The organism is Roseovarius litorisediminis, assembly GCF_900172295.1.
In the GTDB taxonomy this organism is placed as follows: domain Bacteria; phylum Pseudomonadota; class Alphaproteobacteria; order Rhodobacterales; family Rhodobacteraceae; genus Roseovarius; species Roseovarius litorisediminis.
The window spans coordinates 27,671-39,534 of sequence record NZ_FWFL01000005.1 but is presented as its reverse complement, the minus strand read 5'-3'; the positions used below and the strand labels follow the sequence as shown (position 1 = coordinate 39,534).

Sequence of the window (11,864 nt, the reverse complement as noted above, 5' to 3'; positions counted from 1 at the left end):
TTTTATTTCTCCAGCAGGTCTGTCCTATTAACGATAGTAGGATCAAAGTCTTCGGGGTTAATGCGTTCAATCTTGGCTGCTGACTCTAGTTTTTTTATTAGGTTGTCAAATGAAGACTGGCGCAACTCGTTTTCCAGATTGTCGCGAACGTCTTTAAATGCAGGGTGCTCTTTTATACGTGTTTCTTCCAGTTTGATCACGTGCCAGCCAAATTGAGTCTGAACCGGGGATGAAACCTGACCAGGCTCAAGAGAAACGACCGCTTCGAAAAATGGCTCTACCATCACACCAGCCCCAAACCAGCCAAGCGCGCCACCTGCCGGGCCGGAAGGGCCAACGGAATGTTTCTTTGCAAGGTCCGCGAAATCAGCGCCGTCTTGTAACTCCAATTCCAGCGCTTTTGCTTCTTCCTCGGATTCGACAAGTATGTGGGCGGCCCTGTATTCAGTTTCGGTAGATGGCCCAGAGTATTTCGCGTCATACGCGGCCTTAAGTGCAGATTCCTCCAAAGGAGGCCCCATTGCCTTGTCGATTGCTTCGCTTGCAATGATCGCGCGGCGCTCGTTTTCTATAAGCAGGGTTGTGCGTAAAGACGGCTTGTCTTTGATTGACTGCATTAACAGGGTTTGCTGTACAAGCTGGTCAAGAATACCCTTAAAAAGAACTTCGGGCGAAACCTCCGAGTATTGTTCCGGCAGGCCTGCGCGCAAAGCCAGCATGTGGCCCAAGGTAATTTCAACACCGTTCACAGTTGCTAAAATCCTGCCAGGGTTGAGAGCGTCTTCGGATCTTGCTGTATGGCCAGATAGAAGCGACACCGACAGTGCTAAAATGGGCAGGATTTTGGTGCATATGGACATAGTAGTTTCCTTTGAGATGGCCGCCCGCTGCTATGTGCGGTTGCGTAACGTTGACAGTCTAACAACAGCCCCTTACATCGCCTTAAGATAAAGGCAATCCTGCTATCTGACGAACGTTGTACGGCGACGGCTATGGCAGGGCAAGAACTAGACAAGTCGCAAAATATCAAAAGACCGGAACGGATAAAATATGCTGGGTATCGGAACAGTCGCCAAAAAAATCTTTGGTACGCCTAATGACCGCAAGATCAAGGCAACCCGTCCGCTGGTCGAAAAGATCAACTTGCTGGAGCCAGAGTTTGAAGCACTAAGCGACGAAGGACTGAAGGAAAAAACCGAAGAGTTCAGGCAGCGCATTGCAGAAGGCGAAAGCTTGGATGATTTATTGCCCGAAGCATTTGCCAATTGCCGCGAAGCGGCGCGCAGGGCGTTGGGCTTGCGTGCTTTTGATGTACAGTTGATGGGCGGAATTTTCCTGCACCAAGGCAATATCGCCGAGATGAAAACCGGCGAAGGTAAAACGCTGGTTGCTACGTTTCCCTCCTATCTGAATGCGTTGTCGGGGAAGGGTGTGCACATCGTTACGGTCAATGACTATCTGGCCAAGCGCGACGCGGAGTGGATGGGCAAGGTTTATGCCGCGTTGGGGATGACGACTGGGGTTGTCTATCCGCAACAGCCGGATAGTGAAAAGCAGGGTGCCTATGCAGCCGATATAACCTACGCCACAAACAATGAACTTGGGTTTGACTATCTGCGCGACAATATGAAGTCGTCACTGGAAGACATGTATCAGCGTGGGCACAACTTTGCTGTTGTTGACGAGGTCGATAGTATTCTGATCGATGAAGCGCGAACCCCTTTGATCATCTCGGGCCCGGCACAAGACCGAAGCGAGCTTTATATTACGATTGATAAACTAATCCCTGAACTGTCCGAAGAGCATTACGCATTGGATGAAAAGACCAGGAACGTGACCTTTACGGACGAAGGTAATGAATTTCTGGAAAACCTGCTGCATGCACGTGGTTTGCTGGAGGAAGGGCAATCGCTTTATGATCCGGAAAGTTCCACGATCGTTCACCATGTAAACCAGGGCCTCAGGGCTCATAAGTTGTTTCACAAGGATAAAGAATATATTGTACGCGATAACCAGGTTGTTCTGATTGATGAATTTACAGGGCGAATGATGGCTGGTCGGCGCTTGTCGGACGGATTGCATCAGGCGATTGAAGCCAAGGAAGGCTGTAGTATCCAAGCCGAGAACGTCACGCTGGCACAGGTAACATTCCAGAACTACTTCAGGTTATACAATCGTTTGTCGGGGATGACGGGCACCGCTGTGACCGAAGCCGAGGAATTCGCCGAGATCTATGGTTTGGGTGTGGTCGAAGTGCCCACAAACCAACCGATTGCACGAGTTGACGATGACGACGCCGTTTATCGCGATGCGAATGACAAAATCAAAGCGGTCATCGAGTCGATTCAAGAAGCGTACAAAAAGGGACAGCCAATTCTTGTTGGCACGACCTCGATCGAGAAATCGGAAAAACTAAGCGAACACCTGACCAAAGCGAATATAAAACACAATGTTTTGAATGCGCGCCAGCACGAGAAAGAAGCGCAAATTATTGCTGATGCCGGTAAATTTGGCGCGGTGACAATTGCTACTAACATGGCTGGGCGCGGTACAGACATTCAGTTAGGTGGTAATGTCGAAATGAAGGTGCTTGAAGCACTTGACGCTGACCCAGAGGCTGACCCTGAAGCGATCCGCAACCGAATTGAAGCCGAGCACGCAGATGAAAAGAAAAAGGTGCTTGAAGCGGGGGGGCTATATGTTTTGGCGACGGAAAGACATGAAAGTCGCCGGATCGACAACCAGCTGCGCGGCCGATCTGGCCGACAAGGGGATCCTGGCCGGTCATCGTTTTTCCTGAGCCTTGATGATGACCTGATGCGCATTTTTGGGTCGGAGCGACTTGAAAAGGTTTTGTCTACGCTTGGTATGAAGGAAGGCGAGGCAATTATTCACCCTTGGGTGAACAAATCGCTGGAGCGTGCCCAGGCCAAAGTTGAAGGTCATAACTTTGATGTCCGCAAACAGTTGTTGAAGTTCGATGACGTGATGAATGAGCAGCGCAAGGTGATATTCAAGCAGCGGCTGGATATCATGAAAGCTGATGATCTTTCCGAGATCGTGCAGGATATGCGCAATGAGGTGATCGACGATCTTGTCGACACCTTTATGCCTCCTAAAACCTATGCTGATCAGTGGGATACCGAAGGCCTGTATGCAGCAGTGATTGAACAGCTCAATATGGATTTGCCGGTTATTGCGTGGGCGGGTGAAGAGGGCGTTGATGACGAAGAGATCGCCGAACGGATTGAAAAAGCTGCTGACGAACTTATGGAACAGAAGACCAAGCAGTTCGGGTCAGAGAACATGCGTAAGATCGAAAAGCAGATGTTGCTGCAGACGATCGACAACAAGTGGCGCGAACATCTTTTGACTTTGGAGCATCTGCGCAGCGTGGTTGGCTTTAGGGGTTATGCACAACGTGATCCTCTGAATGAGTATAAGACCGAAGCATTTCAGCTTTTTGAGTCGATGCTCGATAGCTTGCGCCACGACGTGACACAAAAGCTGTCTCAGATTCGCCCGATGACGGAGGAAGAACAGCAATTGATGGTGGATCAGATTGCACAACAGCGGGCCGCGATGGAGCAGGCCGCAACCCCGTCGGTGCCAGCAGAGACCCCAGAAAACGCAGTTTCCGGCTTTGACGAATCCGACCCGTCAACATGGGGTAATCCTGGACGGAATGAGACGTGCCCTTGTGGGTCTGGCAAGAAATTCAAACATTGCCACGGACGGCTTGCCTGATTAATCGGGCTGCCTCAGGGCGGCCCGAAAGACTCCGCGGCAACGCCTTATGTCAGCCTTGATTGTCAAATAGCTCTTGATTCTACCTTTTCCAGGTGTGGGAGGATGCTATGGTTACGGCAAGACGACTTGTGACTGCTGGGGGAACACTGGTTTGTGCGCTAAGCATCGGGTACCTGATGCAGTCCACAAGCAGCGCAGCACCTGATCCAATCGAAAAAAAGCAGATTGAACCAACTGCTGGCCGGACTCTTGACGCTCGGGCTGCAGATGAAATTCTGATATCCAACGTTGTTTTGACGTCTGCCGAACCGGCCCCGCCGAAATCATCCTCAGAACCAACGCAGTTTTCAGTAGAAAAAGTAGCATCGGCTTCGGTGAGTCCAGACAAACTGGATTTGGAGTATTCAAAGCGAGACCTGGCACCTAGACGAGAATGTAAACTTGAACTTTCGGCTACAGCGATTGCTGCCGCCATGGTCAAGTTGAATTTGGTGGCGCCTTGTTTGATTAACCAGCGGTTTACCGTTCACCACAATGGAATGATGTTCAGCGAAGTCACAAATAGTGACGGAAATAGTGTACTGACGATTCCAGCCTTAACAGAGCAGCCGGTCTTTATTGTTTCTTTCCCTGGCGGAAATGGAGTGGTGGCCAGCACACGCGTGACATCGCTGGAAAACTATGGTCGTGCGGTGGTGCAATGGCGTGGCGCAAGCAGATTTCATATCCATGCGCTTGAATATGCTGCCGACTACGGGGATGTCGGGCATGTCTGGGCCGATGCACCGCGTGATATGAAGGCCGCAGCCCTTGGCGAGGGTGGATATCTAACCCGGCTCGGTACGATGGCCATAGATAATCCGCTGCTGGCCGAGGTTTATACCTTCCCTGTAGCTACGGCCGTACACGAAGGTGAAGTACGTTTGAGTATCGAAGCCGAAGTGACAAACGGTAATTGTGGGCGTAACGTTGAAGCGCAAACACTTCAGATTATCGAGGGTTCGGTCGCAAAGGCGCAGGAAATCGTGCTGGCCATGCCTGATTGCAATGCGGTTGGCGATTTTCTGGTGTTGAAAAATACGTTCAATGACATGAAGATCGCGCAGAAATAAACCGCAGCGACAGGGGGTCATTTAATGACATTGGCACGTGTGGCGATTTTCGCCGCACTTATTCTTTTTGGTTTACCACCTTTTGCCATTGCGCAGGACGTTACCTTGACATCGCGCGATGGCGCCGTTGAAATTTCGGGTGACCTGTTGGGATTTGACGGAGAATTTTACCGTTTGGATACCATATACGGCGAACTGACGATCGATGGATCAGGTGTATTATGTGAAGGGCCGGGATGCCCTGATCTTGAAAACTACGTGGCGCGTGTAACCCTGTCAGGGGCGCCGACGATTGGGCGCGTCCTTATGCCTGCCTTAATAGAGGCGTTTGCAATCCGCAATGAATATGATCTGCGGCGTGAAAAGATTTCTGAATTTAACTATAGATATTCCTTGTCAGAGCGCAGGACCGGCAATCTTCTTGGTGAATTCAATTTTAAACTGACCAATACAGACGAAGGCTTTGCCGATCTGCTGGCGAATGAGGCTGATGTCGCCATGTCGCTGCGTGAGCCGCGACTCAATGAACTTGAGCGCGCGCGTGCGGCCGGTATCGGGGATCTGACCGCGCGGGGGCGAAGCCGTATCCTTGCGCTGGATGCCCTGGTGCCGGTAGTGGCGCCTAGCAATCCAATGCAAGCAATCACAACGCTGGAATTGGCGCAGGTGCTAGCGGGTAAGATTGAAAACTGGGCAACCTTGGGTGGGCCGGACGCCCCAATTTTGGTGCATCTTTGGGATTCTGGTTCCGGCTTGGGGCAGGCCACCGTTGACCGACTGTTGACGCCACAAAATATGGCACTTATTGAAGGTGCCGTTCGCCATGGTACAAGCGCCGAATTCACCAAAGCAGTTTCAACCGACCCGTTTGCATTGGGTGTTACCAGCCGCTCCGAGGTTGGAAATACCTGGGAGTTGGCGTTGAAGGGTGACTGCGGGTTTGCCCTGCGCGCAACCCGCCGAGCGGTAAAAACTGAAGATTATCCTCTGACCGCCCCCCTATTTCTATACCTGCCTGCGCGGCGCTTTCCGAAACTTTTGCGCGAATTTTTAACCTACATGAGCGACCCATCCGCACAGCTTGTGATCCGGCGGGCAGGATTTGTGGATCAGGCACCCGAAGAAATTGAAATCAACGCTCAAGGTGACAGATTTGCAAATGCAATTGTGCAGGCAGGTGAAGAGGTAGCGCTGGAGGAATTGCAGCGCATGGTACGCACGCTGGCGCCTCTGAAACGGCTTACAACCACCTTCCGATTCGAGGCTGGATCGGCCCGGCTGGATGCGCAATCACGTTCAAATGTGCAGCAATTGGCGCGCGCAATGGAGTTAGGCCTTTTTGATTCGCGGAGATTGGTTTTCGTTGGTTTCAGCGATGGCGATGGTCCAGCCGAGGCCAATCGAGAAATAGCCATTCGCCGGGCTGATACGGTGCGCAAAGCGGTGACGGCAGCGGCTGTGACGGCAAACCTGTCACGAATCGGGCTAGAGACCGAAGCCTTTGGAGAAGCGATGCCAATGGCTTGTGATGACAGCGCTTGGGGCAGGCAGGTCAATCGGCGCGTTGAGGTGTGGGTGCGCTAGAGAAACCCTTGTGTGCGGAAGCTGATTTCGCATGATTTTCCAATGATCAGGTGGTCATGCAAAGTGATACCCATGGTTTCGGCAGCAGCCTGAATCTGGTTTGTCATTCCGATATCAGCCTCCGAAGGCGTGGGATCACCAGAAGGGTGATTATGTACTAAAATCAGTGCGCTGGCGTTTAGTTGAAGCGCGCGTTTGACCACTTCACGGGGGTAGACCGGTACGTGATCAACGGTGCCGCGCGCCTGTTCTTCATCTGCGACCAGAACATTTTTTCGATCAAGAAAGAAGACACGAAATTGTTCAATTTCGCGGTGGGCCATCGTAGTATGGCAATAGTCCAATAGCGCCTCCCAGGACGAGATCACCTGTCGTTGCATGATCCGTGATCGAGAGAGGCGGTGGGCGGCGGCTTCGACGACTTTGAGCTCTGTGATCACGGCCGCGCCAACGCCAGGGACCATGGAAAGTTGGTCTGCCGGTGCAGAAACGACGCTGTTGAAGTCTCCAAACTGTTTGAGAAGCTGATGAACGAGCGGTTTGACGTCCCGCCGCGGAATGGCGCGGAAGAGGACCAATTCCAACAACTCGTAATCCGGCATCGCCTGTGCACCGCCCAGAAGAAAGCGTTCGCGCAGGCGCTTACGATGATCGCGAATATAAGAAGGTTGTTTGCCGGGGGTGAGCGCATCAGTCATCAATGCTTCATCACCCTTGAATAAGGGCAAAGAAATTTCAGAAAAAGAATGCGGATCAGACATTGCGCAAGGTTGCCGCAACAGAGTTAGCGAATGGTTAAAGACGTCTGTCTTATGGTTTCCGCAATAAACTCATACCAACAGGGCCGCTGATTTCATTGGAAGGAAACAAAAGGTGCGTGAGATCACGCACCGATTGAGCCTTCACCAACCGAAATCAAGTATCAACTTTTCATAGCATCCCAAAAGGATTTCACAGAAGAGAAGAAGCTTTTGCTCTCTGGGTTGTTGTCTTCTGATAATGCTTCGAACTCGCGCAGCAGTTCTTTCTGCTTTGATGTCAAATTCACGGGTGTTTCAACAGATAGTTCGATGAACATATCGCCGGTGCTTCCGCCTCGCAGTGCGGGCATGCCCTTGTTACGAAGGCGCATCTGACGACCAGATTGGGAACCTGACGGAATCTTAACGCGGCTACGACCACCGTCAATTGTCGGCACTTCGATATCACCGCCAAGTGCTGCTGTTGTCACAGAAACGGGCACGCGACAAAACAGGTTGGTTTCTTCGCGCTCAAAAAGTTTGTGCTTGGCCACCTCAATAAAAATGTAGAGATCACCCGGCGGACCACCACGCATGCCTGCCTCACCTTCGCCGGCGAGACGAATTCGGGTGCCGGTTTCAACACCTGCAGGAATATTCACATTAAGAGCGCGGTCTTTTTGGACGCGGCCCTGGCCGCCGCAGGTATTGCAGGGGTTCTTGATGATCTGCCCCATGCCGGAGCATGTGGGGCAAGTGCGTTCGACGGTGAAGAAACCTTGTTGTGCTCGGACTTTACCCATGCCCGAGCAGGTCGGACAGGTTGCTGGTTCACCGCCGCCTTCAGCTCCGGAGCCATCACATGCGCCGCAAGCAATGGCTGTGGGCACATTGATTGATTTCTGCAGGCCCGAATACGCTTCTTCCAGGGTTACGCGCAGGTTATAGCGAAGATCTGATCCGCGGGAGGCACGTTGACGGCCACCGCCACCACGGCCTCCACCCATGAAATCTCCAAAAAGGTCGTCGAATACGTCGGAGAATGCGCTGGCAAAATCACCCTGACCACCACCTCCGGGGCGACCACCACCTCCCATGCCACCTTCAAATGCGGCGTGGCCGAAACGGTCATAAGCGGCTTTTTTTTCCGGATCTTTTAGAACGTCATATGCTTCGCCCGCTTCCTTGAACTGCTTTTCGGCGTTGGGATTGTCAGAGTTCCGGTCTGGATGAAGCTCTTTGGCTTTCGTGCGATAAGCTTTTTTGATCTCGTCGGCCGAAGCGCCTTTGGATATACCAAGTACTTCGTAATAGTCTCGTTTGGCCATCAGGGATCTCCTTTTGAGGGAACACACAGGGCCGGCACGATTATCGAACCGGCCCTGTCAGGTTCCTTAACGTGCCTTAGGCACGCTTGTCGTCGTCGAGATCTTCAAAGTCGGCGTCGACAATATCGTCATCACCGGCCCCGGCATGATCAGCAGCCATAGGCTCGTCCGCCGCGTCGTCCTGGCTTGCCTTGTAGATGGCTTCGCCAAGCTTCATCGCCGCTTCGGTGACGTTCTGGATGCCTGACTTGATCTTACCGGCATCTTCGTTTTCCAACTCGTCTTTGAGCGCGGCAATCGCCAGTTCAATCGCCTCAATTGTGGTTGGGTCGACTTTGTCGGCGTGCTCTTCCATCGATTTTTCGGTCGAGTCTATAAGGCTTTCGGCCTGGTTTTTGGCCTCGACCAGTTCACGGCGCGCCTTATCGGATTCGGCGTTTTCCTCGGCGTCGCGGACCATCTTTTCGATGTCCTCGTCACTTAGGCCGCCAGAGGCCTGGATCGTGATCTTTTGCTCTTTACCGGTGCCCTTGTCCTTGGCCTGAACCGAAACAATACCGTTGGCGTCGATGTCAAATCCGACTTCAATTTGGGGCATGCCGCGCGGGGCGGGCGGAATGTTTTCCAGATTGAACTGACCCAGCATCTTGTTGTCAGCTGCCATTTCACGCTCGCCCTGGAAAACCCGGATCGTCACTGCGTTCTGGTTGTCTTCGGCGGTCGAGAAGATCTGGCTCTTGTTCGTGGGGATCGTGGTGTTGCGGTCAATCAGGCGCGTGAAAACACCACCCAAGGTTTCAATACCAAGCGACAGCGGGGTCACGTCCAGAAGAACCACATCCTTGACGTCACCTTGCAGAACGCCAGCCTGAATGGCGGCACCCATGGCGACAACCTCGTCGGGGTTCACACCTTTGTGGGGTTCTTTGCCAAAGAACTTGGTAACTTCTTCAACCACTTTGGGCATACGAGTCATACCGCCGACAAGAACAATCTCGTCGATTTCGTTGGCGGACATGCCGGCATCTTTCAATGCGGCGGCACAGGGCTTCATCGAGGCTTTGATCAGGTCGCCTACCAGGCTTTCAAGCTTGGCGCGGGTCAATTTCACAACCATGTGCAGCGGCGAGCCGTCCGCGCCCATCGAGATGAAGGGCTGGTTAATCTCGGTCTGCGAACTGCTGGAAAGTTCGATCTTGGCTTTCTCAGCAGCCTCTTTCAGACGCTGCAGGGCCATTTTGTCTTTGGTCAGATCTACGCCGTGTTCTTTTTTGAACTCGTCCGCCAGGTAGTTAACGATGCGCATGTCAAAGTCTTCACCACCCAAGAAGGTGTCGCCGTTGGTTGATTTCACTTCAAAAAGACCATCATCGATCTCAAGGATGGTCACGTCGAATGTACCACCGCCAAGGTCATAAACTGCGATGGTATGAGTGTTTTCCTTGTCGAGACCATAGGCCAGAGCAGCGGCTGTTGGTTCGTTGATGATACGCAGCACTTCCAGACCGGCGATTTTACCGGCGTCTTTGGTGGCCTGACGCTGAGCGTCGTTGAAATACGCAGGCACCGTGATGACGGCCTGTGTCACTTCTTCGCCAAGATAAGATTCGGCTGTTTCTTTCATCTTGCCAAGGATGAATGCACTGATCTGGCTTGGGGAGTATTTCTCGCCCTTGGCCTCGACCCATGCGTCGCCGTTACCACCGTCGATCACGTTGAACGGCATATTTTTCTTGTCTTTGGCAAGATCCTTGTCATCTGCACGACGACCGATCAGGCGCTTCACGCCAAAGATGGTGTTTTCTGGATTGGTAACAGCCTGACGTTTGGCTGGTTGGCCAACAAGGCGTTCGTTGTCTGTGAATGCGACAATCGAGGGCGTGGTGCGTGCCCCTTCCGAGTTTTCAATGACACGGGCGGCACTGCCATCCATGATGGCGACGCAGCTGTTTGTGGTTCCGAGGTCAATACCGATGACTTTGGCCATGTTTTTCGATCCCTTCTACTATAGGCGATGTTGCGGAAACCCGACCCGTTTCGGCATCTGGCTCCCGATGTTGTGACGGCCGCTGATAATCAGTTGCCGCGCTTCTGGGCGTATATAGGCAGGCGGGTGTGGCCCTGCAACCGTTCCCAGGGGCGAATTTGTCCGTTTTTGAAGCAAAATAACACTGATACAGTGGGGTCTGCAGCAGTCGGTCCGAAGAGCAGACCAACGTTGGAAGGATTCGAAGGGGGCGAAGGAATGAGTGAAGGCTACTGGATTGCACTAGTCGGAATATTTTTTGCCGGAGTCGCGATCTCGACGCAGGCACCAATAAACGCGCGCTTGGGCATTTCATTGGGTGATAGTATGGCCGCAGCGCTGATTTCATTTGGTGTCGGCTTTTTGCTGCTGCTGATCGTCGTCGTGCTTCGTGATGCGCTACCCAAGGTCGATGCACTACGAGGTGTGCCTTGGTGGGCATGGGGCGGCGGTGTCCTTGGGGCCTACTATGTCTGGGTCGCTGTTTACAGCGTGCCAAAATTGGGAGTGCTTACGCTGACCGCTGCTTTGATTCTAGGGCAGATAGTGGGCAGCATCGCACTGGATGCGTTTGGTGCATTTGGCCTGCCGGTACGTGAAATTGCCTGGCCACGCTTGCTGGCGGCAATCATGGTAGCGGGCGGCGTTTTGCTGTCAACGCAAGGATGAGTCTGGCCCAGCCAACAATCACCTTACGGGGCTTTGATATTTACAAACAGTATCTGAATGCGGATGCACAGTGCCATTTATTGAGCGAATTGCGCGAAGTGGTTAAGCGTGCCCCGTTATTTTCTCCCCAGACTCCTTATGGAAAGTCAATGTCGGTAAGGATGACATCGGCCGGGAAATACGGGTGGTTCTCGGACAGGGCCGGATATCGTTATGTGGACCGGCATCCTGGCGGCGGCGCCTGGCCCGAGATTCCTGAAACTGTGTTGTCAGTCTGGCATGCATTGGTAAGCGACACACGTGATCCCGACTGTTGCCTGATAAATTTCTATGGTGACGGCACCCGTATGGGGATGCATCAAGACAAAGATGAAGCCGATTTTTCCTGGCCGGTTCTGTCTGTGTCATTGGGTGATGAAGGTCTGTTTCGTATCGGGAATACAAGCCGGGGAGGAAAGACCGAGTCTATCTGGCTGAATTCGGGTGATGTTGTTGTGATGGGAGGAAAGGCCCGACTGACCTATCACGGTGTCGACAGGATCAGATTTGGAACGTCGCAGCTATTACCGAAGGGCGGGAGAATTAATCTGACCTGTCGTGTCGTTGAATAAAACAAAGGGCGCGCAATAACGCGCCCCTTGCAGTGATCAATGGC

General features: G+C 52.6%; 9 protein-coding genes. 5 read left to right on the top strand and 4 right to left on the bottom strand.

Annotated elements, in window-relative coordinates:
- Positions 1–2 precede the first annotated feature (2 nt).
- Positions 3–860: a peptidylprolyl isomerase gene (locus tag PEL8287_RS10575; protein ID WP_085892377.1), complete on the bottom strand. Its 858-nt coding sequence runs from the start codon at positions 858–860 to the stop codon at positions 3–5.
- Between the two features lie 190 nt (positions 861–1,050).
- Between PEL8287_RS10575 and secA the strand changes: the two genes are divergently transcribed.
- The 3 genes from secA (at position 1,051) to PEL8287_RS10560 (ending at position 6,446) form a co-directional block, all read left to right on the top strand.
- On the top strand, positions 1,051–3,747 hold the full coding sequence (secA, locus tag PEL8287_RS10570) for a preprotein translocase subunit SecA (RefSeq protein ID WP_085892376.1): 2,697 nt from the start codon (positions 1,051–1,053) through the stop codon (positions 3,745–3,747).
- A 179-nt stretch (positions 3,748–3,926) separates the two neighbouring features.
- Positions 3,927–4,862 carry a hypothetical protein gene (locus PEL8287_RS10565; RefSeq protein WP_085892375.1) on the top strand — a complete coding sequence of 312 codons (936 nt, stop codon included), beginning with the start codon at positions 3,927–3,929 and terminating at the stop codon, positions 4,860–4,862.
- Positions 4,863–4,886: 24 nt separating this feature from the next.
- Positions 4,887–6,446, top strand: a complete 1,560-nt coding sequence (locus PEL8287_RS10560; RefSeq protein ID WP_085892374.1) for a substrate-binding domain-containing protein — start codon at positions 4,887–4,889, stop codon at positions 6,444–6,446.
- On the opposite strand, the gene radC is transcribed toward PEL8287_RS10560, so the two are convergent.
- From radC to dnaK, 3 genes are all read right to left on the bottom strand, one after another.
- Positions 6,443–7,207, bottom strand: coding sequence for a RadC family protein (gene radC / locus PEL8287_RS10555; RefSeq protein WP_085892373.1), 765 nt, complete (start codon positions 7,205–7,207; stop codon positions 6,443–6,445). The two genes, PEL8287_RS10560 and radC, sit on opposite strands and share 4 nt — an antisense overlap.
- A gap of 161 nt (positions 7,208–7,368) precedes the next feature.
- A complete protein-coding gene (gene dnaJ / locus PEL8287_RS10550; protein ID WP_085892372.1) occupies positions 7,369–8,514 on the bottom strand; it encodes a molecular chaperone DnaJ in 1,146 nt (381 codons plus the stop codon).
- A gap of 76 nt (positions 8,515–8,590) precedes the next feature.
- Positions 8,591–10,501 carry a molecular chaperone DnaK gene (gene dnaK, locus PEL8287_RS10545; RefSeq protein ID WP_085892371.1) on the bottom strand — a complete coding sequence of 637 codons (1,911 nt, stop codon included), beginning with the start codon at positions 10,499–10,501 and terminating at the stop codon, positions 8,591–8,593.
- A 258-nt stretch (positions 10,502–10,759) separates the two neighbouring features.
- On the opposite strand from dnaK, the gene PEL8287_RS10540 reads away from it, so the two are divergent.
- Together PEL8287_RS10540 and PEL8287_RS10535 are read left to right on the top strand one after the other, a co-directional pair.
- Positions 10,760–11,209 (top strand): DMT family transporter, encoded by a 450-nt coding sequence (locus tag PEL8287_RS10540; protein ID WP_085892370.1) that lies wholly within the window; start codon positions 10,760–10,762, stop codon positions 11,207–11,209.
- Positions 11,206–11,820 carry an alpha-ketoglutarate-dependent dioxygenase AlkB family protein gene (locus tag PEL8287_RS10535; RefSeq protein ID WP_085892369.1) on the top strand — a complete coding sequence of 205 codons (615 nt, stop codon included), beginning with the start codon at positions 11,206–11,208 and terminating at the stop codon, positions 11,818–11,820. Before PEL8287_RS10540 ends, PEL8287_RS10535 begins: the two co-directional genes overlap by 4 nt.
- The last annotated feature ends 44 nt before the right edge of the window (positions 11,821–11,864 follow it).

Coding starts and splice junctions, on each gene's coding strand:
- PEL8287_RS10575 (WP_085892377.1), bottom strand. CDS start 860: ATGTCCATATGCACCAAAATCCTGCCCATTTTAGCACTGTCGGTGTCG.
- secA (WP_085892376.1), top strand. CDS start 1,051: ATGCTGGGTATCGGAACAGTCGCCAAAAAAATCTTTGGTACGCCTAAT.
- PEL8287_RS10565 (WP_085892375.1), top strand. CDS start 3,927: ATGCAGTCCACAAGCAGCGCAGCACCTGATCCAATCGAAAAAAAGCAG.
- PEL8287_RS10560 (WP_085892374.1), top strand. CDS start 4,887: ATGACATTGGCACGTGTGGCGATTTTCGCCGCACTTATTCTTTTTGGT.
- radC (WP_085892373.1), bottom strand. CDS start 7,207: ATGTCTGATCCGCATTCTTTTTCTGAAATTTCTTTGCCCTTATTCAAG.
- dnaJ (WP_085892372.1), bottom strand. CDS start 8,514: ATGGCCAAACGAGACTATTACGAAGTACTTGGTATATCCAAAGGCGCT.
- dnaK (WP_085892371.1), bottom strand. CDS start 10,501: ATGGCCAAAGTCATCGGTATTGACCTCGGAACCACAAACAGCTGCGTC.
- PEL8287_RS10540 (WP_085892370.1), top strand. CDS start 10,760: ATGAGTGAAGGCTACTGGATTGCACTAGTCGGAATATTTTTTGCCGGA.
- PEL8287_RS10535 (WP_085892369.1), top strand. CDS start 11,206: ATGAGTCTGGCCCAGCCAACAATCACCTTACGGGGCTTTGATATTTAC.